Genomic DNA, 22,701 nt, shown 5'->3' with positions numbered 1-22,701 from the left:
GGCGAGGGCGGACCGGCCGAGAGCGTTCACGACGCGTGGGACGGTTGGCTAGGCGTCCAGCGCGAGATCGCCATCGCGGACCGGCCGGTCGACGTGGAAATCGGGCTCGACGGCCGGCCGGACCTCGATTTCGAGGTCGGCACGGAAGACATCAAGACGCCGACCGGGCCGCGCGCGGCGGCGCGCACGGCCGACCTCGGCGAGAACCCGCACGTCCCGCGGCCGGTGAAGAAGACGCTCGAAGACGACGACTGGCGCGCGGAGGGGGCGATGACGTACCTCTACCGCCGCGGGTTCGACGTGTACGAGATCAACACGATCCTCTCGGCGGGGGCGCTCGGGCGCGGCGAGAACCGTCGGCTCGTCCCGACGCGCTGGTCGATCACGGCCGTCGACGACACGGTCGGCCAGTTCCTCCGCGGGTCGATCCGCGACAACCCGGCGGTCGACCGGATCGAGGTCCACCGCAACGAGTACCTCGGCAACGCCTTCTGGGTGATCTTGGTGCCGGGGCGGTGGGAGTACGAGCTCGTCGAGATGAAGTCGCCCGGGTCGATCTGGAACCCGGACCCCGAAGCAGGGGTGTACCTCGCGGCCGCGGGCGAGGGCCGCGAGGGACGGACCGGCTACGTCGAGGAGACGGCGGGCGCATACTACGCGGCGCGGCTGGGCGTCTTGGAACACCTCGACGACCGCGGCCGGCAGGCAAAGGCGCTCGTCGTGCGCCACGTCTCCGACGACTACTGGGGTCCGGTCGGCGTGTGGCAGGTGCGCGAGGCCGTCCGCGACGCCTTCGAGGGGGAGCGGGGGACAGCGGAGACGTTCGGCGAGGCGGTCCGCGGCATCGCCGACCACCTGCCCGTCTCGCTCGGCCGGCTCCGCCGGAAGTCGACGCTGGCGGCGGGGCTACAGGCGAACCTCGCGGACTTCGTCGACGCGGAGTGAACCGGCGGGCGAAGGGCCCTCGCCGCCGATCCGTTTTAGTCGCGGGCCCGAGTGGGCGGCGTATGGTCCCTCTCGCCCTCGCGTTCGGCGGCGTCCCCGGCGGTCCGGAGCTGGTGATCGTCCTGATAATCGCCGTCCTCCTGTTCGGGGTCCCCCTCGTTCTCGTCGGGGGAGCGGTGCTCTACCTCACGACTCGGTCTGACGACGGGTCCGAGGACGGTGCGTCCGGAGCGGGAGGGCCCGACGCCGAGCGGATCGCGGAGCTGGAAGCGGAGGTCGAGCGGCTCCGAGAGAAGGTGGATGACGGGGCGCACGAGGAGGAGGGCGAGCGGGCCTGAGCGGCGCCGCCGCGTCGACGCACTCGCGGCGCGTCGATCAGTCCTCTGCCCAGTAGTACAGTTGCTCGCGCGGCGCGTCGCAGTTCGGGCAGTTCGCCGGGAGCTGGTCGCCGATCTCGCCCATCTCGCCGCACTCCCAACAGCGCCACATCACGTACGCGGTGCCGAACACGTCCCTGGCGTCGGTGAGCGCCAGCGTGTCGGTGCTCGACGGCGACGCGACGTAGAAGCCGTCGTCGTCGACGCCGCGGATCGACCCGAGCCGCTCGCCGTCCTCGTTGTACACCGCCTGTCCGATGCTCACGTCGGCGAATACGGGTTCTTCCGAGGCCATACGCGGCAATAAGTGCCGGTAGTACATAAGTGTGGTACCAAATGTCACGAAGCGCAGCGAGGAGAGTGGCGGCGAGGGGGCCGGAGCGCTGCCTCGGAGTCGGGACCGGCGGGACAAGCGATTCAACCGGAACAGGAGGTGCGGCGGGGGTGGGGAGTCGGCGGAACCGGTCAGGCGACCGGCGTGCGCTCGACGACGGTCCCGTCGACGGTCGGGTACTGTTCGACGATCTCGCCTTCGTCGAGGTCGCCGTCCTCGATCATCTCCTCGAGGAGCCACCACGCGACCTCGACGTGGTTCGACTTGACGGTGTAGAACTCCTCGGGCACGCCGAGCGCCTCGAACCGCTCGGGGTCGGCGAACGCCTTCCCGTAGACGAGCGTCCCGTCGTCGGTCACCTCGTCGAACTCGCGGCGGATGTTCTTCGCCATCCGCTTGAGGCGGTTGCGGTGTTGGGCGGCGTCTTTGAACACCGACGTACAGAAGTACACCTTCTCGTGGCTCGCCATCTCTTCGAGGATGGCGTCGTCCTTCGACCCCTCGACGGCGGACATGTGGCCCTCCTGTAGTTCGAAGCCCTCCTCTTGCATCCGGCGGTAGTTCCCGTCGGACATCTCGAACTCGTTGATGTTACAGAACTCGGCGGCGCCCTCGTCTAAGAACTCCAAGAACTCCGGCTCCGCGCGGATGCCGGGGATCTCGAAGGCGGGCGTGAGTCCCTCCTCGCGGGCGATGTGGAGGATCTCCTCCCACTCGGTGCCGTGCATGTCGCCCCATATCTCCAGCGGCGGGTGGAAGCGGATCTCGTCGAGGCCGGCCTCCGAGAGGCGGCGCATGTTCTCGCGGCCACCCGTGATGCCCGTGTAGAGGTGGGTGTGGTGGTCCTCACCGAACTCGTCTTTCAGCAGTTCGAGGTACCGGGTCGTCTTCGCCATCGCCTCCTGCGGTTCGCCGCCGGTGATCGAGGTGCCGAGCGCGCTCATACGCTTGGCCTCCTCGATCACGTCGGAGTCGGACTCGACCTTCCGCTCGTTGGCGTACACGTCGGTGACGTTCTTCCGGTTCTCTCCGAGGGGGCAGTAGAAGCAGTCCCGCTGGTCGCAGTAGCCGTAGACGAAAAGCACCATCTTCCCGCCCTTGGCGCACTGTTCGCAGCCCTTGGAGATCATCTACTCCCTCCTACCGGCCGCGGCCTCAAAAAGCGTCCGAACCGCGCGCTCCCGAGAGAGCCGTTGGCACGGCGGAGCGGCACCGAACACAAAGTATGTACCCCCGCACGGTGTCAGTAGCGGCCATGAACCGGAACCCGAACGCCGAGAACGCCGCGGAGAACAGTAACGCGAGCGACGCGGTCACCCGTCGCCGGGCGCTCGCGGCCGGCGGTGCGGTCGGCCTCGCAAGCCTCGCCGGCTGTACCGCGCTCGACGTCGCGACCGGCGACGGGCCCGCGGAGTTCGCCGCCGTCACCGCGACGGTGGCCGACGCGACGCTCTCGGAGAGCGGGTACGAGCTCAACGAGGTGTCCGACGAGACGATCTCCCGAGAGGTCGAGGCGGCCGGACAGACCCGAGAGGTCCGGGTGACGAACACCGTCGCGGAGTAGGACAAGGCGGTCGAACTGCTCGGCGAGCGCTACCAGGCCGCCGTGTTCGCCGCGGTGACGACGCCGCAGATAGAGGTCCTCGGCCGGGCGCTCAACCCGATCGCGGAGATGGGAACCCGCGAGCGCGCCGAGCTCATCTTGAGCCGCTTCGAGAACGTCGGCGACTTGGAGCGCGGCTCGGAGTACTCGACGAGCGTCCTCGACACCGACACGGCGGTCGTCGTGTACACGGTCGACGCGGAGATCGAGGGGACGGGCGTGACCACCGAGCTGGAGCTCCACATCGGCGAACCGGTCGGCGTCGAGGACGACTTCGTCCTCCCGCTGGCGGCGTACCCGGCCGCGTTCAGCGACGGCGAGAACGTCCGCCGGATGATGAACGGGGTCGAACACGAGCCGACCGACGAGAGCTGACGGCGAGGCGACGCAGTCGGCGGATCGCGTACGACGCGGAGGGGCGACGCGAGCCGAAAACATATGTCGTCCCCTCGCGTAGCCCCGTTCGATGCTGCTCGTCCTCTGCGTCGACCTCGACGACGACCTCGGCCGCAAGACGGGGATCCCCACGCCCGTCATCGGCGACGAGGACGTCACCGAGGCCGCGGTCGCGCTCGCGACCGCCGACCCCGAGGACTCCGACGTCAACGTCCTCTTCCAAGGCGTCAACGTCCACGATGAGCTGGCCGCCGACGGCGAGGCCGTCGAGGTCGCCGCCGTCACCGGTGTCGACGGTCCCGACGTGAAGGCGAACCGCGCGGTCGGCCAGGAGGTCGACCGCGTGCTCGCCGAGCTGTCGACCAGCGAGGAGGTCTCCGCGGTCGTGATCACCGACGGCGCACAAGACGAGTCGGTCCTCCCCGTGATCCGGTCGCGGATGCCGATCGACGGGATGCGGCGCGTTGTCGTCAGACAGGCGCAGGACCTCGAGTCGCTGTACTACACGATCAAGCAGGTCCTCGCCGACCCGGAGACCCGCGGCACGATCCTCATTCCACTCGGCGTCCTGCTGTTGATCTACCCGCTCGTCGTGGTCGCGAACCTCTTCGACGTGGCGGGGGCGGCCGTGCTGGGGATCCTCTCCGGCGCGGTGGGGCTCTACTCGCTGTTCCGCGGGCTGGGGCTCGAAGACAGCGTTGACGGCGCCGCGGAGAGCGTCCGGAACGTCCTCTACACCGGCCGCGTGACCCTCGTCACCTACGTCGTCGCGCTCGCGCTGGTCGTCGTCGGCGGCGTACAGGGAGTCGAGACCGTCGACGCCGTCGGCGGGGTTCAGGGGAGCTCGCTCGCCGCCGGCACCACCCTCGCCGCGTTCGTCCACGGCTTCGTCCAGTGGCTCGGCGTCGCGGGCGTCACCTCCAGCCTCGGGCAGATCACCGACGAGTACCTCGCCGGCCGGTTCCGGTGGCGCTACCTCAACGCCCCCTTCTACGTGGTCTCCATCGCCGTCGTGCTGTTCGCGGTGTCGGGGTTCTTCCTCCCGGACGCGCCGGGCGTGACGGCGCTCGGGCTCTCGGAGTTGGCGATGGCGCTCGCGGCGGGGACGCTCATCGGCGTGTTGAGCACGCTCGCGTTCGCGGTCGCCGAGTCACAACTCCCGTCGGCCGAACCGGTGTGATGCCGCCACGGCGGCGCCGAGGGCGAGCCGCGGCGCCCGCCGTCGGACAGGTCAGGCCGGGGCGGTCTGCCAGCCGATGAATCGGTCGAATCCGTACGTGAACCCGAGGGACAGCGCGGCGAACACGACCCAGCGAAACACGTCGAACGCGCCGGTAAACGCGAGGACGTTGAAGACATACGAGAGCGACGCTCCGACGAATCCGGCGACGAGGAGGGTACGGCGGTCGTCCATGGGGTCCGCTCGACGCTCCGCAAGTTAGCTCTTCTGTCGGGAAACCGCCCCGACCCGACCGTCTCTCGGTGTCGCCAGCGCGCTCGCGACGACGTGGCAGACTATCGCGGCGTCCAATCGTCGCAGGCTTCCATGTCGTCCATCAGCTCGTCGTAGTGGCCGCAGTAGGGGCGCATCCCGTCGTCGGTCCGGACGTAGTCGAACTCCGCGCAGTTGCCGCAGTAGGCGTCTCCGGGCCCGTCACGCGCCGCGGGAGAGCCGGGCGCGGGCGCGGACTCCGGCGTGGTCGGGGACTCCGGCCCGTCCGTCGGCCCCGCGTCGTCCAGCGGCGAGGTGATGTCGCTGTCGGCGCTGCCGCCGTCGCTCACGCCCGGCGACCCGGGGATGGAGCGACCGCTCGCCCCGGAGCGCCCCCCGCTACTCGTTCGTCCCGGACGGTCCGACCGCTCGGCGCCGCTCGGCGCTCCCGCTCCGTCGCTGTTCGGCGTTCCCGCTCCGCCCGACCGGTCGGTGCCGCGCGGCGTTCCGGACGAGTTCCCTCCAGAAGGCGGGCTCGAACGCGACGGCGCGGCGCCCGGGGAGTCACTCTCGGCGTCGTCGGGGCGGTTCGTCTGCGTCTCGATCTCGCCGTCGGGGGTCCCGCCGAGGAGGCCGACGCCGCCGCGGCTCCCGAGCTGGTCGCGGGAGACCTCGACGACCTTCGTCTCGCCCTTGTGGGTCACCTCCATCGTGACGGTGCCGCCGGGGTCGTTGCGGGTCTTGAAGTTGGCGACGCCGACGAAAACGCTCCACAGCGTCGTCGCGGCGCCGAGGAAGTAGACGCCGGCGGTGGGGAGGGTGAGGTCGGTCAGCTCTGGGCGCGGGCCGCCAACCCACTGCTGGGGGTACGCGTGCGCGAACAGCGCCACGCCGAGGCACATGACGGCCGCGCCGACGACGGCCGCGGCGTAGGTGTTGCGGTCGGCCGGGAGGACCGCCATCACGCCGAGCAACACGAGAGGAACGCCGACGCCGCCGAGGATTCCGCCGAGCTCCCGGGCCGCGCCGGAGCTGTAGCCCGCCGGCACCGCCACCTCCGCCGCCACGAGGATGCCCGCGACGACGAGCAGCGCGCCCGCGGCGAACGCCCCCACGCCGAGGTACAGCCGTCGCGGGTCGACCCCGGAGTGCCCCCGTCCGCCGTACGCTTCCGAGAGACTGGTCATGGGCGGGGTACGTCGTCCACCCTGAACACAGTACGTCAGACGATCACCCGCGGAAGCGAGCGAGGGCGCGGGGCGCACATGCGGGCGACCGACGGCGGCGACCGCTCGCGGATCCGGCCCCTGTGTAGAGCGCGCGGTCGGGTGTCGAGCGTGGGTCGATACGCGACCGCCGGATAGGCGGGGTATCGGCGACTGAACGTGTGAAATGCGAGTGTTGCCACCGGATTTATCACCTCCAGACGCGATCATTCGTCAATTGGTAGCACAGATGGAGCCGATAACCGAACCGATCCGCGTCCTGTACGTCGACGACGAGCCGGAGTTCGCAGAGATGGCTGCGACCTTTCTCGAACGCGAAGACGACCGGTTCGACGTCGAGATCGTACCGAGCGGGACCGAGGGATCAGCGAGGCTTGCCGACGAGGCGTTCGACTGTGTGATATCCGATTACGAGATGCCGGGCCGGAACGGGATCGAGTTCCTCCAGGCCGTCCGCGACGATCACCCCGACCTCCCGTTCATTCTCCACACCGGCAAGGGAAGCGAGGAGGTCGCCAGCGACGCGATCTCGGCCGGCGTCACCGATTACATTCAGAAGAAGGGGAACGCCGATCAGTACGCGCTCCTCGCCAACCGGATCCTGAACGCCGTCGAGGCGCACCGATCGCGGCGTATCGCGGCGGATCGAACGCGGCGGTTAGAGACGCTCATCGGCAACCTTCCGGGGATGGTTTACCGATGTCGGAACGAACCGGAGTGGCCGATGGAGACCGTCAGGGGCGAAGTCGAGGCCCTCACCGGGTACAGCGCCGGCGCGATCGAAGGCGACGGCGGGGTCGTCTGGGGCGACGACATCCTTCACCCGGATGACAGAGAGGAGATGTGGGCGACCGTCCAAGCGGAACTCTCCGCGGGCGACACCTTCGAGGTCACCTACCGAATCATCACCGAGGGCGGCGAGACGAAGTGGATGTGGGAGCGCGGACGGGGCGTGTACGCGGACGACGGCGAACTGGACGCCTTGGAGGGGTTCATCACCGATATCACCGAGCGGAAACAGCGTGAACAGGAACTCGCGAAGAGCGAGTCTCGGTACCGGACGCTCGCGGAGAACTTTCCGAACGGCGCCGTCTTCTACGTCGACGGCGAGTTTCGGTATGAGATCGTCTCCGGAGGTGGCTTCGACCCGCTCGACACCGCCCCCGACGACATCGTGGGTCACAGCGTCTCCGAGGTCGAACGGTTCTCCGAGGAGCTCGTTGAGACGATCGAGGCGATCCACGAGGCGACGCTGGCCGGACGGTCCGAGCGCGTCGAGGTGCCGTACGAGGATCGGGTCTTCGAGATACGCACGGCGCCGGTGCGCGAGGACGGCGACGTCGTCGCCGGGTTACACATCGCGCGGGACATCACCGAGCGGCGGGAACGCGAGGAAGAGCTACAGCGACAGAACGAACGCTTAGAGAAGTTTGCGAATGTCGTCAGCCACGACCTCCGGAACCCGCTGAACGTGGTCGAAGGACGGCTCGAACTGGCCCGAGCCGAGTGCGACAGCGACCAGCTCGTCGAGGCCGAGAGTGCGCTCGAACGCGGTCAGGCGCTTGTCGACGACCTGTTGTCGTTGGCGCGCGAGGGAAAGGTCGTCACCGAGGCCGAGCCCGTTCTCCTGAAGCCGATAGTCGAGCAGTGCTGGGCGAGCGTCGAAACCGGCGACGCGACGCTGAACGTCGACGCTGACCAAGCGGTGAGGGCCGACCGGAGCCGGCTGAAGCAGCTCCTCGAGAACCTGATCCGGAACGCGGTCGACCACGTCGGTCCGGAGGTGACGGTCGAGGTCGGGCGCCTCGCGGACGGGTTCTACGTCGCGGACGACGGTCCCGGGATCGTCGCAAACGACCAGGAAACAGTGTTCGAGTCGGGGTATTCGACGGTGCCGGACAACACCGGGTTCGGGCTGGCGATCGTCGACGAAATCGCGGACGCGCACGGGTGGGACGTGACCGTCACCGAAAGCGCGTCCGGCGGCGCGCGGTTCGAGATCACCGGGGTCCAGTTCGACACGTAGACCCGGCGTCGCGGGCGCCCGGGCGGGCGTCCGAAAGCTGGAGACGCGTCGTAGCGCGGAGCGCGCGTCGACGGCTGACTAGCCCGACCGGCCCCGTCGCGCGCCGCTCAGACGAGTGCGTCGACGTCAACGTTGTCGGCGAGCAGTTCGGCCATCCGGTCGACCGTGCGAACGTCGCGGGTGCGGCCGCCGCGGACGACCTCCTCGGCGCGGTCGATGGCAGTGACTGTGTCCGTGTTCACGGCGAGGACAGGCGTGCCGGCGTCGGCGGCCTTGCCCAGCACCGCGCCGGAGGGGCGGTGCCCGCCGGTGAGGACGAGGCAGGCCACGCCGGAGGCGTCGAGCGCCGCGGTCTGGACGTCCGCGCGGTCGCCGCCGGTGATGACGGCGGCGTCGCGGGCGCGCCGGAAGTAGCGGAGCGCCTCGTCGCCGCCCATCGCGCCGACGAGGAAGCGCTCGACGAAGGCGTCGGTCGACGCGTCGGTGAGGAGCTCGGCCCCGAGCTCGTCCGCGAGCTCGCCGACCGTGACGCCCGCGAGCTCCTTCTCGTACGGGAGCGCGCCGAACACGGTGACCCCCTTCGATTCGAGGAACGGGATGCCGTCCTGATCGAGCGACTCGAAGGCGTCGTCGGACACCTTGTTGAACACGACGCCGGCGGGGCGGTCGCCGAACGCGTCGGCGGCCGCCAGCACGTCGTCTAAGTCGTTCGGCGAGCCGTACTCGGCGACGAGGACGACGTTCGCGTTGAGCAGCTCCGCCACGTCGACGTCGGTGAGGTCGACGACGCCGCCGGTGGTCCAGCTGCCGCCGCCCTCGACGAACACCTGGTCGTGGTCGGCCGCGATGTCGTCGTACTCCTCGCGAATGCGGTCGCGCAGGGCCTCGGAGTCCTCGGTGCCGCGGATGGCGCCCTCGACGAACGTCGGCGAGTAGACGACGGGCTCCATCTGGTGCATCTCGGCGTCCAAGCCGAGCACCTCGCGGGCGAGCATCGGGTCTTGATCGAGCGTCTTCCCGACGTTCGACTGGAGCCGGGTCCCCTTCGGTTTCATGTAGCCGACGCTGCTGTCCTGGTCGGCGGCGAGCCGCGCTAAGGCGACGGTGATCGCTGTCTTTCCGGCGCTGTCTCCGGTCGCGGTGACGAGTGTGGTGGGTGTGTCAGTCATTGGTGGGTTCCTCCGCGTCGAGCGGCTGTTGTTCGGTCTCCGCCAGATCGAGCTCCTGCGGGTCGACGGTGAGTCTCACGTCAACGGCGGCGGCGTTCGTGCCGCCGTCGTCGTCGGGCAGTGCGACGAGGGGGTTGATATCGAGTTCGAGGATGGCCGGGAAGTCGGTGACTAGCTGCGAGAGCCGGCCGATCGTCTCGATCACGGCGTCGACGTCGACCGGGTCGCGGCCGCGGGCGCCCCGGAGCAGGGGCGCCGACTGGATCTCCTCGGTCATCTCCCGCGCTTCGGGCTCGGAGACGGGCGCGACGCGGAAGGTGGTGTCCTCCATCACTTCCACGAAGATGCCGCCCAGCCCGAACATCAGCAGCGGGCCGAACTGCGGGTCGCGGTTCATCCCGACGATGGTCTCGACGCCATCGTCGAGGTCGACCATCTCCTGAACCTGGACGCCGAGGACGGTCGCGTCCGGCTGGTAGTTGCGGGCGCGGGTGATCAGGTCCTCGTAGGTGTCGGCCACGTCGTCGTCCGCGACGCCGACGGCGACGCCGCCGATGTCGGACTTGTGGAGGATGTCCGGCGAGACGATCTTCATCACCACGTCGCCGTCGACGCCCTCGGCGACCTCGCTGGCGCGCTCGGGCGAGTCGACGATGGCGCCGTCGGGCGTGGGGATGCCGTACGCGTCGAGCAGCTCCATCGCCTCGACGCCCAAGCGGTTGTCGTCGCGGTCGCGCACCGCTCCGAGGATCTCGCGGGCGCGCTCGCGGTCGACGTCGAACGACATCGGGTCGGCGTACTCGCGCGCCTTGATGTCGCGGTAGGTGGCGAGCGTCGCGAGACTGTCGATAGCGCGCGCGGGATCGAAGTAGCAGGGGATCCCCCGCGCCTGAAGCTGCTGTTTCGGCTCGCGGGTGCGGTCGCCGCCCATCAGGCAGGCGGCGACGGGCGCGTCCATCTCGTCGCTCACGTCGGTGATCGCGTCCGCGAGCTCGTCGAAGTCGATCGTCGCGGTCGGCGCGGCCAACACGAGGGCGGCGCCGACATTGTCGTCGGTGACCGTGATCTCCAACGCCTCTCGGAACCGATCGACGTCGGCGTCGCCGATCACGTCGACCGGGTTGTGGATGTTCGCCTCGTCGGGCATCGACTCGGCGAGCGCGTCGCTCGTCTCGCTTGTGAACGACGCCATGTCGAGGTCGGCGTCGCCGACCGCGTCGGTCGCCATCACGCCGGGGCCGCCGGCGTTCGTGACGATGGCGACGCTGTCGGTGTCGGGGAGGGGCTGGCTGCCCAAGATCCCCGCAGCGTCGAACAGCTCGTCGACCGACTCCGCGCGGATCACGCCCGCCTGATCGAGCCCCGCCTCGTACGCCTTGTCGGAGCCGGCGAGCGTGCCGGTGTGCGAGGAGGCGGCCTGCGCGCCGGCGCTCGTGCGCCCCGACTTCACCGCGACGATCGGGGTGTCCTGCGAGGTCTCGCGGGCGGTCTCGATGAACTCGCGGCCGTCTTCGATCCCCTCGAGGTAGCCGATGATCACATCGGTCTCCTCGTCGTCACCCCAGTGGTCGACGAAGTCCGTCTCGTCTAAGACGGCCTTGTTACCGAGCGAGACGACATCTTTGAATCCGATCCCGTTGTCGTTGGCCCAGTCGAGGACCGCGGTGACGAACGCGCCCGACTGGCTCATGAAGGAGAGCCCGCCGGGGAGCGCGTTCTCGGGGCCGAACGTGGCGTTCATCCCCGAGGGCGTCGACATGATCCCCAGGCTGTTTGGGCCGACGAGGTTGAGGTCGTACTCGTCGGCTAGCTCCGCGAGGCGACGCTCCCTCGCCGCTCCGTCCTCTCCGGTCTCCCCGAACCCGGCGGTGATCACGACGACGTTGCGGACCCCCGCCTCCCCGCACGCCTCGATGGCGTCCAACACGATCGAGGGGGGGACGACGACGACCGCGACATCGGCGTCAGCGTCGGCGACGTCGTCGACACAGGGCGTGTCGAGCACCGCGTCGTAGTTCGGGTTGACGGGGACCGTGTCGCCGTCGAAGTCGTCGAGGAGATTCGACGTGACGGCGCGGCCGACGGCCCCTTCGCGGGCGGTCGCGCCGACGACAGCGACCCGGTCCGGGTCGAACAGCTCGTTGAGCGTACCCATCAACCCGGGAGTACGCGAAGCGACGGCTTAAGATCGGTGGGATGTTCTTCGGAATCGGAGTCAACGGTGAACGATCGATCGGGTTTCGGTCAACCGTTCGTGGATCCCGGCGGTGAGTCGGGGGGGCCGTCGAGATCCGCGGCAGTCTCGGACGCGGAGAGGCCGGAGTCTATCGGCTCCGAGCCGGTGGGCTCCGGATCGGCCGACTCCGCGCCGCCGGCTTCGGATTCGGGCTGGGTGGTCCCGGCGTCGGAGGGGGGCGACTCGGCGGTCTCGGCGTCAGCCGAGGGCGACTCGGCGACCTCAACATCGGACGGTGGCGAACTGACGACCGGCGTCATCTCCCCCGCGTCCGGTCCGGCTGGCGTCGGGCGGGCGTCCGGCGCGACCGGATGGGTCCGATCCACCGTCGAGTCGCCGGGGTCACAGTCGGCGTCGGGGACACAGATCGTCACCTCGTTGCCGTCGGCGCCGGCGTCGAACGCCAAGTCGCCGCCGGACCGATCGGCGATCCAGTAGACGAGCCACAGCCCCATCCCGCCGGTGTGTCTGAGGTCGTCCATCTTCCACCGGTCGGTGATCGGGTCCCGCTCGGCCGGGGGGATCGGCGGCGCGTTGTCGCGGACCGCGATCTTGACCCGGTCGGCGGGCGCGGTGACCTCGACCTCGACGCTCGGCGCCGCCTCGGCGTGTTCGATCGCGTTCTCGATCAGTTCGGCGATCGCGTAGTCGAGCTCGGGGTGCGTGAACGCCCGCACGTCGCCGGGGCAGGAGACCGATATCTCCGCGGTCGGACTTGACCGGTCGTCGACGGCGTCCGCCACCGCGCTCTCGACGAGCGGCGCGACCCGGAGGGGTTGCGGGTGTTCGTGGTGGCGGAGGAGGTCGATCACGCCGCGCTGTTTCTCGGCGGTCGTCAACAGGTCGTCGGCGACCCGGCGAACCGTCTCCGCGTGGTCGATCAGGTCGGCGGCGAGTTCGGCCAGGTCGAACTCGTCGGGAACGACACCGCGTTCCTCGGTCGCCGTCGCGCTGACGGCGTCTTCGACGCGGTCGGCGATGCGCTCCGCGGTGCCGTCGACGATGTTCATGTCGTTGCGGATCGTGTGTCGGAGAAGGTTGTCCATCACCGTGAGCTGACGCTCGCGGCGGTACTCGTCCGTGACATCGCGGGCGAAACCGGTGACGGCGACGACCTCGCCGTCCTCCCACACGGGGCGCGAGGGCACCCTGACCCAGGTGGTCCGCCCGTCGGCCGGCCCGATCCGGTAGTCGAGGTTCGTCGGCTCGCCGTCGGAGAGCCGCTCCATCGCGTCCTCGACGGCCGGACGGTCGTCGGGGTGAACCGCGGCGAGGAACATCTGCGGGCACCGTTCGAGCGCGTCCGGCTCGATCCCGAACACGGATTCGAGCGCGCCGTTGACGAATAACAGGTCCTCCAAGTCGGCGCTGAACATCCAGAGCACGTCCGGCGACGTCGACGCGATCGTCTCCAAGCGCCGGCGTGACTCGACCTCAAGGGTGACGTCGCGAGAACTCAGCGCGTAGCCGTCGAGGCCGGTCTCCGACGGCGGAAACACGCGGGTGCGAAACCACACCCAGTCGCCGTCGGCAGTCGCGTAGCGGTACTCCAACGGCGATTCCGGGGCGGTTCCGCCGGCGACGAGGGCCTCGAACGCCGTCCGAACGCGGTCGGCGTCGTCGGGGTGAATCAGGTCGAAGGCGTCGGTCCCGACGAGCGTGTCGGGGTCGAACCCGAGCAACTCGCGGGTGGCCGCGTTGAGGTATCGGAACCGGCCCTTCTCGTCGATCACCGCGACCTTGTCCTGCGCAAGGTCGACGAGGGTTTCGGGTTCCGGTGAGCGGGACATACGGAACACCTTCGAGAACTGGCGTATAAGCGTGGCCGCGTGATTATCAGGTGCGAAAACGGTCGCCGACGAACCGCCGGGCGAACGCGCCCTGATCGCACCTCCGGGAGGCCGATCCGTTGCGCCGTGGCAGATCAGTCGGCCGAGACGCCGGGGGCGTTGAGCGCGGCGGCAAGCGGGTCGGCCCCCTCGTCGTCGACCGCGAGCGAGACGCCGTCGTCGCCGAACTCGATCGCGGCCTCGGCGGCATCGCGGACGTACTCGGCGGCGTGGTCGCCGTCCGGGTCGAGCCGAACCCCCTCGGCGAGCAGCGGCGTCTCGCTCAGCAGCTCAACCTTCCGGTAGGCGGTCGAGAGGGCGATGTCGCAGTCGTCGGCGAGTTCGCTCGTCGTCTTCGGCGTCGCCGCGGCGGCGAGGATCGCCCGACAGTCGGCGTCGGCGAGCGCCTCGAACGTCGCGTCGAGCGCCGCGTCTCCCTCGGTCGTCGTCGTGGCGTCGGTCGTGCGCGGGGGGCGTTTCATACCTGTACGTTACGGCTACAGCCTCCCGAACTGTGGCCCCTCATATGCGGGGAGTTTTATATCCGACCGCGCGCCCGCCAACGTTTTTGCCCGGCGCGGGCACGGACGAACGAGATGGGATCGGGAATCCGGGCGGAGGTCTCGCTGCCGACCGCGGCGGCCTCGCCGTTCGACGGCGTCGTCGACGGAACGACGCCCGTCACGGGCGTCACGCGGTGTACGCCCGCCGACGACCGCGAGCGAGTGGTCGTGGAGTTCATCGCGGACGCGGACCTCTCGGTCGCCGAGGGAGTCGAAGTGGTCTTCGACTACGGCGGCCGAGCGGCCTACCGGTTCGAGGCGGCGGTCGACCCGGACTCGCCGTTCGCCGTCCTCGACCGCCACGAGACGCCCGTCTCGGAGGCGGTGGTCCGCGACGGGCGGCTGCGCGTCACCTTCCACGCGAGCGACTTGCCGACGCTGCGGTCGGTGTTGGAGGCGTTCCGCGACGCGTGTCCGGAGATGGAGGTGAAGCGCCTGCTCCAGTCGTCGACGACGCCGACGGAGTCGGACTTGGTGACCGTCGACCGGAGCGAACTGACGGAGCGCCAGCGCGGGGTGCTCGAAGCCGCCTACGAGGCGGGGTACTTCGACCACCCGAAGGGCGCCAACGCCAGCGAGGTCGCGGCGTCGCTGGGCATCGGTCGGTCGACGTTCACCGAGCACGTTGCCGCCGCCCAGCGGAAGCTGTTCCGGTCGCTGCTTGACTAAGGATCGATTATCACATTCCGACGCCGCGAGAATCCGAGGTCCGTTTGATGGGCATGGGGAGCGTACGCACGGGTATGACGGGGCGATCCACCCACACCTTCGTCTGCCCGGAGTGTCGGCGCTCGATCGAGGTGGACGACGCGATGCGGGCGACGCTACTCGAGACGGGCTGTGTCGTCTGCGGGGCGCCGGTCACCGAGGAAGACATCGGCGAGGCGCCGACGATCAGCTGAACGGAGTCGGCCGGCGACCGCCGCAGAGCCTCCGCCGTCGTCCGCACCACCGAGACGCCTCTCCGCTGTCCCCGCGCTGCGCGCCGTCTCGTTCCCTTTATCAACTCGTGGGAAGAAGGTTCGATATGCCGACGAACAGCGAGGTCGAGATGTCGTCGACCGAGGTGGACGCACACCTGTCTCGCCACGAGACGGGCGTTCTCGCGCTCGCGCGCGACGACGCGCCGTACGCGATCCCGATCTCCTACGGGTACGACGCGGACGAGCGCGCGTTGTACCTCCGGCTGGTGTCGACGCCCGACAGCGAAAAGCGCGAGTTCCTCGCGTCGACGCCGCGGGCCCGCGTGGTCGTCTACGAGGACGAAGACGACGAATATGCCAGCGTCGTCGGCGTCGGCACCCTCGAACGCGTCGACGTCGACGAGCTCACCCCCGAAACGATCTCACAGTACGGTGAGACGCAGCGTCCTCTCTTCGAGATCTGGGCCGACGACAAGCCGGACCTCGACATCGAACTCTACCGCTTTGCGCCCCAAGAACTGACCGGACGGAGGGTCGTTGTCGAGCGCGACGAGGCGTAGGGATTTTTCCGATTAGGTTTGTATATAATCCAAACTAATTTTTCTGCCGTCTCATGGGAAGCGAATAAGTCAGGCTGTTTGACACCCTCCCCGCGCTGAAGCGCAAAGATTCCCACGGCACCGCACCACTGGGTTGGGATATTGTAGTTTACCTGAATTGAGGCGCTGAGGCCCCTTCCTCAACGAACGAGCGAAGCGAGTGAGTAGAGAGGGGATACAGTGTTCACAAGAGCAGAGCTCTTGTATGCGGACGAGACGCAAGAGCGTGGCATTCAGCGTGGACTGCCGTTTTAATTGCTCAAGGTAGTAGGCGAGGATCCGCCATTCACATTCAACGCCTCGCTGTTCAATCACACGCCTACGGATGCGCCTCTATGCCTAGACTTCTGCTGGTCGCAGAGGTACTTCAGCCCGATATTCTTCACCGCATTATTTCACTACTCGATCAAAACGAAAGGTGTCGGCGACGCACCCGGACCGATGCCAAGTCAGGTAACCGTACACACTAGTACAGACCCCAGAGTAGCATCGCCGACAACAACCGGTGACTCTTGCTGGATAGATAGCTACCTGTCCAAGCAACAATTCGACTAGAATTACATGTCGAAAATATACTGACTTCTTCCCAACCCTACTCAATCACCGCTGACACGGTTCTCCTCTTGAGGGTGAAGGATTTGTTTCTGTAGCTTACTTTGTAAAATTATAATACTGGCAAATATTGAATCTCACCCAGAGACAGACAGGTTGATCCCTTCCCATATCCCGTGATAGTGCTCCCACAACAACACTGCTGGAGGAAGCGCGATCACTGTGAATACGAAAGAGTATACCACGCTCAGCGCCATCAAAAGGCCGAAGTCCCCAAGCACGGGTGTGATGGCGAGCGCGAGCGCGCCCGTCCCGAGCGAAGTGGTGAGCATGCTTCCGAGCAGGGCACCACCTGTCCCCGAGAGCGTGATAATCATCGACTCGTAAGCGTCGGCGCCGGCGTTGTACTCATCGATGAACCGATGAGTGGCGTGTACTGAGTACGCAATTCCGAGCCCAATGGAAATCGATAGAATTGTGCCGGTCAGCGCGTTCAGTGATATCCCGAGATATCGCATTGTCCCAAGTAAGAATGCGATTGCGATTAAGATCGGGAAGAGATTCGCTATTCCGAGGAGCGGTTTGCTCTCCAATACGGCGTAGGCAATAACGAGGAACAATCCTGTTAACCCAATTGCGATGATTAGTCCCTGAATCGAAGAATTAAAGATAATATCAGTCACGGCATCAAATACGACGATCTGACCGGTGGCGGTCGTCTCGTACCGGAATTCTTCAGCGAATTCTCGAGTGTCGGCCGCGGCCTCAGCCTGCGAGGCCCCGGAGTCGATCGCATAGTCGACCTGCGCACTCCGTCGATCCGGTGTGAGGTACTGCGCAGCCCGATCGCCGGACGACGAGGCAAACAGCACATCGTAGATACGGTCAAGATTTTGATCCGGAATTCCGTTTCCGTCGATATCGTTGCGGGCGACCAGTTTGGCAAACTCCGGATTCTGTTCGGCATGCGATTGGATCACCGTCACAATACTTGTTGGCTGGGCGCTCCCGCCGTCACCGACTGCGAGTGAGCCTGATGCATCGTCGTTTGGGTCTGCGAGAGCCTCAAGCGCATGGCCCTCTTCGAAGTTCCCTTCGACGTACAACTTCACTGTTTGGTCCTGATTGGTCGAGAAGCGATCTTCAAGCAGGTTCAACGTCTCAGTGACGGTGTACTCACTCGGTGCGAACGGCTCAGGGAGGCTGGTCACATAGTCCGGTTGCTCCTCCGGGGGAAGGAAGTCCTCAGTCTCGAAAGAGGTGTCGACGCCGCTGCCGTACGCTGCGGCCATCCCCCCTGTCACGAGCAGCACGACCACGAACGCGATTGGCGCGTACCGACTAACCTGCGCCGGGAACGTCAAGAATTTTCCAAGTGTTGAGTCCTCCGAAGAGATCGGAGCCGAGTTGAATTCTGGGACTCCGTACTGCTCTCGCAGTCTGTCGACGACCAGTTTTGCTGCCGGCAGAAACAACCCGAAGATCAGGAAAGTGAAGGTAATCCCGACTGCCGAGGCGATTCCCAAGTTTCGGATCGGCGTGAGGTCAGAGATTACGTTTGCCCCAAATCCGAACACAGTGGTCACAGTGACAATTATGAACGCGATCATCAGTTGGTTATTCGCCTCACGCATCGCCTCTGTCGCCTCGTACCCCTTGACGGTCTCCTCGCGATAGCGGTTGATAATGTGGATTCCGAAGTCGACCCCGACCGCAAGCAACAGCACAGGAACGGTAATCATCTGTGGGTTAAATGGGATTCCAGAGAATCCGAGGAACCCAAACGTCCAGATGATGGTCATCAGAAGCGACAGCAGCCCGAGCCCGAGGTCGATCGGGTCACGGTAGGCGACGACCAGGAACAAAAGCAGCAACAGCACAACGACAGGCATTACGATAGTGAGCGAGTCACCGATGACGTTGGCCGTCTCGGCGTTCGTCACGCCGCTGCCGAACGCCGTGAGATCCCCTGGCTGATCAGCCGCAATCGATCGGATCGTCGTTTGAACCTCTTGGAGGTTAGCGTCAGAGAATCCTCCGGGAACATCGTGTGAGACGACAGTGATGGACGCGCTTGCGCTCACGCTCGTCGGGTTGAAATCTGTCGCGAGCGTCCCCGTAAACCGCGGATTTTCTGAGAGGCTGCGAACGACCTGTCTGACTCGGGTCGCACTCGTCGACTCCAGGACGCGCCGCTGTTCGGCTGCCGTGGTCGCCGACGGGTCGATTGTCTGTGCGACGACTGTGGCCGGGCCGTTGGCCGAGGCTACCCGGAGGTCGTCTCGTGACTCAACCTCCTCTAAGACCCGGAGGTCTCTGAGTAACGCCTCTTTTGTCAAAACGTTACTTCCCGAGTGGATGAGTTGTGTAGACTCATCATCGGATTCGAATGGATCTTCGAATTCTTCGTTAACCGCGTCAAGTGCCTGCTGTTCCTCGAGACCATCGGTGAACGAATCGGTGGCCTCAGTGTCCGTGCTGACAAGGCCTATCCCGCCGGTAAACACCAGCGTGAGAACGAGGAATATGATGATGACTCGGCGCGGGCTGTCGACGATGGCGTCGTTAAGTCGCCGTGTCCACGCCTCGATCCGCTCGCCGAGAGACATCGGTTACTGCCGCCTCCGGTAGACGACAAGCGCCCCCGTCCCAACGACAAGCAGCGCGACAATAATAACTGGCAGCGGCAGTCCGCCGCCCTCACTCTCGATCACGTCTATCGGGACACGGTAGGTGTCTGTCAGTTGGCTGTCTCCGTCCGCGTCATCGTACCGGAAGTCAAGCGAGATTGGGTACGTGCTACCCGGCGTTGCAGAGCCTGTAGTAGTCAACTCGAAAGTCATCGTGGTGGTTTCCCCGGAGTCGAGTGATTGGACGTATCCCGTGTCGGTATCACCTGTATCGAGCGGATCGTCGGCGAACAACCGTGCCTCGACGTCGCTGACAGTCTCGTTGAGATTATTCGTTACGGTGACATCGACGGTACGAGTCCCGTCTGACTGGATAGTGCGGTTCTCGACCGCAACGTCGAAACGGTCGCGCTCAGGGGCAACCTCAGCGTCGACGACGAGGTCTTCGAAGGCCCGCAATTCATCCTCACCGTTTCGGTACTGGACTGCCATATCGAGCGAGCGCAGGCCGGACTCGGCCTCGCCACTAATCGAGATTGGCAGTGTGAAGTTCGCGGATTCACCGGAATCAAGCGTCCCTACAGCGGTCGACCGCTCTGCCGGGATCACGCTCTGGGAATTGCCGGCGTACTGAACAACAACGCTACGGGCCGGAACAGGGCCGTCGTTGCGAACGGTGCCGACCAGTTCGCCGTCCTCGGCGACGCGAAGCTGTGACTCCACGTTAGTGAATGCGAACTCCTGTTCGGCAAGCGGGAGGATCCCGAGTGAGAGCCCATCATCGGTGCGGGTGATCCCGTCTGGGTCTTCGAATTGTACGGAACCGGAGAGCGTGTACTGCTGGACTGGTAGATCGGACGCGACGCCCACATCGTATGCGACAGATGTCGTCTCGCCGGGTTCGATCTCCTCGATCCGAACAGTGTTGGACTGACCGTCACTCACTGTGACACTATTACTGTGCGTCCCAAAAGTCACGTCAGCATTATGCGCCGTCTCCGCGCCGACATTCTCGATCGTCGCCTCAACGGTGCCGCTGTCACCGATCTGCGCGTCGCTGTCGATGTCAACGACTTGGAACCGGGCGTCGTCGCGCACGCGGACTTCGACGTCGCGGGAGATCGTTACGGTTCGGCTCTCGCCGGAGGATATGTAGCCGTAGGTGAGATCTAGATCTAGCGAGTATGTTCCGGGCTCGACGCCCTGCGGCACGTTCAGACTCACCGGTAGTTCACCGGGGGCGCTTGTCGTCACGCTGCCGATCGATGTCTCGCCCGACTCGACAGATAGTGGACCACTCGCCTCAACCTCGGCGCGGACGTTGCGCGCCGTAGTGACAAGATCGCTGTTCGCAGCGTTCCCGAACCGGAGGTCTCCGTCGTTGGCGATCTGGAGGGAGATCTGGTTGGTCCGGCCGGGGACGAGGTTCGGGTTCGGCGCGAACACGTCAAGATCAGGAGACCCACCGATGTTCGAGGCCTGTGCGGGCGCGCTAACGCCGATGCTAGGTGCGGCGTCGGAGCCGGTTAGCTCGGCGCCGACAGCACCGATGCCGAGACCACTAGTGAGGAGAAGCACACTCACAAGCACAACGGATAGGGGGCGAGTCCGCATGCGCTACCGCACCTCGATAGTCGTGGTGTTTGTACTCCGGGATCGGGGGAATTCCGTTGCGGGACTATTCGGCGAGAAGTGGCGAGCTCGTTGCACACTCACTACTTCACCCGAGAACCAATAAACATTTTGTTCGTGGACTCTCGTATTTCGGTATGGAGCGAAAAAACGAAGCCATCGCAGCTGACGCGAGGAAGCAATAATGGCGCGCTTTACCGATGAAGATCGCGAGCGTATCCGCGAAGAGTTGATTGAGGCGGGCCACAAACTTTTCGCGCAGTTCGGTTTCGATCGAACGCGTGTGAATGATATTACCGAAGAGGTGGGAATCGGTACTAGTACGTTCTACCAGTTTTTTGACTCGAAAGAGCAACTGTATCTTGTTGTGCTGGTCTCTGAGCGCGATCAGTTATTTGAACAACTCGAAGCAGTCATCGGTGAGGTGGAGACACCACAGGCGGAAGCTGAAATGATCCTGCGGACGACACTTAAACAAGTCCGATCGAACCCTCTTATTCGGAGGCTGTTTGTGGAGGGTGAGATACGGCGGATCGATGAGCAGTTGAATGGAACAAACTATGATGATGGTACCAGTACAGGGGACAACAATAACACGGGCACGATTAGTAAAGGCGATAGCGACAACAAACCCGACACAGGTGCCGAAGCAGATTTCCGCGTGTTACCGCAGCCGGAAGCGTGGGTTGCGCGCGATGATGTCCGGATAGACGATCCGGATATCGTACGAGGACTCCTACGGTCGCTGCTGTTCGTCACGCAAGCACAGAACACACCCATCGTCCTGAACGAGACCTATGATGAGGTTGAGGAGGCACTGATCGACACGGTTATCACGGGATTGTTCGCAGATGAATCGATGACTTCTTGTGACGATCACAGCGGGTGAACTACCCCACCCTACTCGCTCACGGCTGACGCCGTTCGCTCCTTGATAATGTTCAAGCAAGTTATGGAAGATTCAAGGCTCAGTCGATCACATCGGGTTTGAGTGAAAGTGTCTGCTTGGGAAGAGTGTGGAACCTACCGAAGCAGACAACGAGATAGAGGAAGAGCATCTTCTTAATTTTGTCGTCAACAGCCTCGATGAAGAGCTTGAGATAGACATCGACGAGAACGTCAAGGTCACGACAGAGACGTTGTACGAGGTCCTCGCCGGCGCCAGCGCCGGCAGGACCTCGATCAATCACGTCTGCGAAACGACCGAAGGCTCGCCACACGCCAACACCGTCCGAGAACATCTCACCGAGCAGTTCGAACTTGACTCCGTTGAGGCGGTTGGCGACACGCTACTTCAACGAGATGCGCTTGAGACGCTTCCAGATCGACCGGTGGAGGTCTGTGTAGACCTCCACCTCAACCCCTACTACGGCGATGAAGACGAAACAGAAGCGCTGTACTCCTCACAAGCGAAACGGGGAACGACGACATTTCACGCGTACGCGACGCTGTACGCGCGGGTACGCAACAAACGGTACACGCTGGCGGTGCGCCAGCTTGTCGCTGGCGACACCACCAGCGACGTCCTTGGTGAGTTTCTCGAGCTCCTTGACGGCCTTGACCTCAGCGTCAAGGCCGTCTATCTCGATCGCGGGTTCTACAACAGTACCTGTCTTGGGCTGTTGTCCACGCACAACTACGCCTACGTGATGCCGATCGTCAAGTGGGGTGAACCGCCTCGGGGTCAGGCCCCGAGGCTTCCCGTTTCAACGACGCGCTTTACAGATTCCGCAAGGGAACCCACAGAGAGCGCAGTCTCCGCGGGCGTGGATTCGGAGTCTCCGCGGGCGTGGATTCGGAGTCTCCGCGGGCGTGGATTCGGAGTCTCCGCGGGCGTGGATTCGGAGTCTCCGCGGGCGTGGATTCGGAGTCTCCGCGGGCGTGGATTCGGAGTCTCCCACTCCTACTTGGTGGTCACGGCAGAGCGCCTGACCCGGCTTGTTTTCGCCGACTAAGCCAGACGCGAAGTATGCCGTCACATCACTCTGTTTGAGATGTTTCGAGTTAATGGCTTGGTTCACGAGTTGTCGGCTTCATCCATGGGTCAAGCCCCATGGCATTCGCCTCGCACCGGTTGTGAAACGATCCAAGACGAACTCAGCAGAGGCTGGAGCCGCGAGATCGAACACGAACTCGCCGGCAAGGTAACGTTCCCTGTGTTCATCGACTGCGTCTACCAACAGGGACGATACGACGAACACGGGGTGGCGCGTCGTGGCTACGCCGCTG

18 protein-coding genes and 4 pseudogenes are annotated in these 22,701 nt (G+C 65.5%); 11 read left to right on the top strand and 11 right to left on the bottom strand.

The window, feature by feature from the left end; genetic code table 11:
* Positions 1-945 (top strand): Nre family DNA repair protein (locus B9H04_RS13605; RefSeq protein WP_085682791.1); only part of this gene is annotated, 945 nt, incomplete at its 5' end.
* A 62-nt stretch (positions 946-1,007) separates the two neighbouring features.
* Positions 1,008-1,283: a preprotein translocase subunit TatA gene (locus B9H04_RS13600; RefSeq protein WP_049931364.1), complete on the top strand. Its 276-nt coding sequence runs from the start codon at positions 1,008-1,010 to the stop codon at positions 1,281-1,283.
* Positions 1,284-1,320: 37 nt separating this feature from the next.
* On the opposite strand, the gene B9H04_RS13595 is transcribed toward B9H04_RS13600, so the two are convergent.
* Complete coding sequence (locus tag B9H04_RS13595; RefSeq protein ID WP_049931363.1) at positions 1,321-1,617, bottom strand: DUF7130 family rubredoxin-like protein; 297 nt, start codon at positions 1,615-1,617, stop codon at positions 1,321-1,323.
* A gap of 170 nt (positions 1,618-1,787) precedes the next feature.
* The gene (locus B9H04_RS13590; RefSeq protein ID WP_049931362.1) at positions 1,788-2,786 is read right to left on the bottom strand and encodes a radical SAM protein; all 999 of its coding nucleotides are present in this window, start codon (positions 2,784-2,786) and stop codon (positions 1,788-1,790) included.
* 125 nt (positions 2,787-2,911) lie between these two features.
* On the opposite strand from B9H04_RS13590, the pseudogene B9H04_RS13585 reads away from it, so the two are divergent.
* Both B9H04_RS13585 and B9H04_RS13580 read left to right on the top strand, forming a co-directional pair.
* Positions 2,912-3,634 (top strand): annotated as a pseudogene (locus B9H04_RS13585) (DUF6517 family protein).
* A gap of 91 nt (positions 3,635-3,725) precedes the next feature.
* Positions 3,726-4,835 (top strand): DUF373 family protein, encoded by a 1,110-nt coding sequence (locus B9H04_RS13580; protein ID WP_049931361.1) that lies wholly within the window; start codon positions 3,726-3,728, stop codon positions 4,833-4,835.
* Positions 4,836-4,886: 51 nt separating this feature from the next.
* On the opposite strand, the gene B9H04_RS13575 is transcribed toward B9H04_RS13580, so the two are convergent.
* The gene (locus B9H04_RS13575; protein WP_049931360.1) at positions 4,887-5,069 is read right to left on the bottom strand and encodes a hypothetical protein; all 183 of its coding nucleotides are present in this window, start codon (positions 5,067-5,069) and stop codon (positions 4,887-4,889) included.
* Positions 5,070-5,170: 101 nt separating this feature from the next.
* Positions 5,171-6,274 carry a DUF7139 domain-containing protein gene (locus tag B9H04_RS13570; protein ID WP_049931359.1) on the bottom strand — a complete coding sequence of 368 codons (1,104 nt, stop codon included), beginning with the start codon at positions 6,272-6,274 and terminating at the stop codon, positions 5,171-5,173.
* A gap of 256 nt (positions 6,275-6,530) precedes the next feature.
* On the opposite strand from B9H04_RS13570, the gene B9H04_RS13565 reads away from it, so the two are divergent.
* Positions 6,531-8,339, top strand: coding sequence for a hybrid sensor histidine kinase/response regulator (locus tag B9H04_RS13565; protein ID WP_248648647.1), 1,809 nt, complete (start codon positions 6,531-6,533; stop codon positions 8,337-8,339).
* A gap of 107 nt (positions 8,340-8,446) precedes the next feature.
* On the opposite strand, the gene B9H04_RS13560 is transcribed toward B9H04_RS13565, so the two are convergent.
* From B9H04_RS13560 to B9H04_RS13545, 4 genes are all read right to left on the bottom strand, one after another.
* Positions 8,447-9,508 carry a phosphotransacetylase family protein gene (locus B9H04_RS13560; RefSeq protein WP_085682790.1) on the bottom strand — a complete coding sequence of 354 codons (1,062 nt, stop codon included), beginning with the start codon at positions 9,506-9,508 and terminating at the stop codon, positions 8,447-8,449.
* A complete protein-coding gene (locus B9H04_RS13555; protein ID WP_049931356.1) occupies positions 9,501-11,663 on the bottom strand; it encodes an acetate--CoA ligase family protein in 2,163 nt (720 codons plus the stop codon). The genes B9H04_RS13560 and B9H04_RS13555 overlap by 8 nt, the downstream gene beginning before the upstream one ends.
* An 89-nt stretch (positions 11,664-11,752) precedes the next feature.
* Positions 11,753-13,534 (bottom strand): PAS domain-containing sensor histidine kinase, encoded by a 1,782-nt coding sequence (locus tag B9H04_RS13550; protein WP_049931355.1) that lies wholly within the window; start codon positions 13,532-13,534, stop codon positions 11,753-11,755.
* 134 nt (positions 13,535-13,668) lie between these two features.
* Positions 13,669-14,055 (bottom strand): winged helix-turn-helix domain-containing protein, encoded by a 387-nt coding sequence (locus tag B9H04_RS13545; protein WP_049931354.1) that lies wholly within the window; start codon positions 14,053-14,055, stop codon positions 13,669-13,671.
* Between the two features lie 114 nt (positions 14,056-14,169).
* Here B9H04_RS13545 and B9H04_RS13540 point away from each other — a divergent pair, with 114 nt between their 5' ends.
* From B9H04_RS13540 to B9H04_RS13535, 3 genes are all read left to right on the top strand, one after another.
* Positions 14,170-14,805, top strand: a complete 636-nt coding sequence (locus B9H04_RS13540; protein ID WP_049931353.1) for a helix-turn-helix domain-containing protein — start codon at positions 14,170-14,172, stop codon at positions 14,803-14,805.
* Between the two features lie 74 nt (positions 14,806-14,879).
* A complete protein-coding gene (locus B9H04_RS18795; protein ID WP_007345024.1) occupies positions 14,880-15,038 on the top strand; it encodes a DUF7560 family zinc ribbon protein in 159 nt (52 codons plus the stop codon).
* A 125-nt stretch (positions 15,039-15,163) separates the two neighbouring features.
* Positions 15,164-15,619, top strand: a complete 456-nt coding sequence (locus B9H04_RS13535; RefSeq protein WP_049931352.1) for a pyridoxamine 5'-phosphate oxidase family protein — start codon at positions 15,164-15,166, stop codon at positions 15,617-15,619.
* 350 nt (positions 15,620-15,969) lie between these two features.
* On the opposite strand, the pseudogene B9H04_RS19630 reads toward B9H04_RS13535, so the two are convergent.
* From B9H04_RS19630 to B9H04_RS13520, 3 genes and pseudogenes are all read right to left on the bottom strand, one after another.
* Positions 15,970-16,050: pseudogene (locus B9H04_RS19630) on the bottom strand (zinc ribbon domain-containing protein); the annotation flags it as partial.
* Between the two features lie 297 nt (positions 16,051-16,347).
* Positions 16,348-18,819, bottom strand: coding sequence for an efflux RND transporter permease subunit (locus B9H04_RS13525; RefSeq protein ID WP_085682789.1), 2,472 nt, complete (start codon positions 18,817-18,819; stop codon positions 16,348-16,350).
* 3 nt (positions 18,820-18,822) lie between these two features.
* Entirely contained in the window at positions 18,823-20,454 is a 1,632-nt protein-coding gene (locus B9H04_RS13520) for a COG1361 S-layer family protein (RefSeq protein WP_394334721.1), read from the bottom strand.
* A gap of 202 nt (positions 20,455-20,656) precedes the next feature.
* On the opposite strand from B9H04_RS13520, the gene B9H04_RS13515 reads away from it, so the two are divergent.
* The 3 genes and pseudogenes from B9H04_RS13515 to B9H04_RS18170 form a co-directional block, all read left to right on the top strand.
* Positions 20,657-21,361: a TetR/AcrR family transcriptional regulator gene (locus B9H04_RS13515; RefSeq protein ID WP_049931349.1), complete on the top strand. Its 705-nt coding sequence runs from the start codon at positions 20,657-20,659 to the stop codon at positions 21,359-21,361.
* Positions 21,362-21,488: 127 nt separating this feature from the next.
* Positions 21,489-22,145, top strand: a pseudogene (locus tag B9H04_RS13510) (ISH3 family transposase); the annotation flags it as partial.
* A gap of 405 nt (positions 22,146-22,550) precedes the next feature.
* Positions 22,551-22,701: pseudogene (locus tag B9H04_RS18170) on the top strand (ISH3 family transposase); the annotation flags it as partial.

This window comes from Halorubrum ezzemoulense DSM 17463 (genome assembly GCF_002114285.1).
GTDB classification, from domain to species: domain Archaea; phylum Halobacteriota; class Halobacteria; order Halobacteriales; family Haloferacaceae; genus Halorubrum; species Halorubrum ezzemoulense.
This window is presented reverse-complemented; position numbering and strand designations above follow the sequence as displayed.

Bases quoted from the DNA above. Each gene is read 5' to 3' on its own strand.
- B9H04_RS13600 (WP_049931364.1), top strand. From the start codon at position 1,008: ATGGTCCCTCTCGCCCTCGCGTTCGGCGGCGTCCCCGGCGGTCCGGAG.
- B9H04_RS13595 (WP_049931363.1), bottom strand. From the start codon at position 1,617: ATGGCCTCGGAAGAACCCGTATTCGCCGACGTGAGCATCGGACAGGCG.
- B9H04_RS13590 (WP_049931362.1), bottom strand. From the start codon at position 2,786: ATGATCTCCAAGGGCTGCGAACAGTGCGCCAAGGGCGGGAAGATGGTG.
- B9H04_RS13580 (WP_049931361.1), top strand. From the start codon at position 3,726: ATGCTGCTCGTCCTCTGCGTCGACCTCGACGACGACCTCGGCCGCAAG.
- B9H04_RS13575 (WP_049931360.1), bottom strand. From the start codon at position 5,069: ATGGACGACCGCCGTACCCTCCTCGTCGCCGGATTCGTCGGAGCGTCG.
- B9H04_RS13570 (WP_049931359.1), bottom strand. From the start codon at position 6,274: ATGACCAGTCTCTCGGAAGCGTACGGCGGACGGGGGCACTCCGGGGTC.
- B9H04_RS13560 (WP_085682790.1), bottom strand. From the start codon at position 9,508: ATGACTGACACACCCACCACACTCGTCACCGCGACCGGAGACAGCGCC.
- B9H04_RS13555 (WP_049931356.1), bottom strand. From the start codon at position 11,663: ATGGGTACGCTCAACGAGCTGTTCGACCCGGACCGGGTCGCTGTCGTC.
- B9H04_RS13550 (WP_049931355.1), bottom strand. From the start codon at position 13,534: ATGTCCCGCTCACCGGAACCCGAAACCCTCGTCGACCTTGCGCAGGAC.
- B9H04_RS13545 (WP_049931354.1), bottom strand. From the start codon at position 14,055: ATGAAACGCCCCCCGCGCACGACCGACGCCACGACGACGACCGAGGGA.
- B9H04_RS13540 (WP_049931353.1), top strand. From the start codon at position 14,170: ATGGGATCGGGAATCCGGGCGGAGGTCTCGCTGCCGACCGCGGCGGCC.
- B9H04_RS18795 (WP_007345024.1), top strand. From the start codon at position 14,880: ATGACGGGGCGATCCACCCACACCTTCGTCTGCCCGGAGTGTCGGCGC.
- B9H04_RS13535 (WP_049931352.1), top strand. From the start codon at position 15,164: ATGCCGACGAACAGCGAGGTCGAGATGTCGTCGACCGAGGTGGACGCA.
- B9H04_RS13525 (WP_085682789.1), bottom strand. From the start codon at position 18,819: ATGTCTCTCGGCGAGCGGATCGAGGCGTGGACACGGCGACTTAACGAC.
- B9H04_RS13520 (WP_394334721.1), bottom strand. From the start codon at position 20,454: ATGCGGACTCGCCCCCTATCCGTTGTGCTTGTGAGTGTGCTTCTCCTC.
- B9H04_RS13515 (WP_049931349.1), top strand. From the start codon at position 20,657: ATGGCGCGCTTTACCGATGAAGATCGCGAGCGTATCCGCGAAGAGTTG.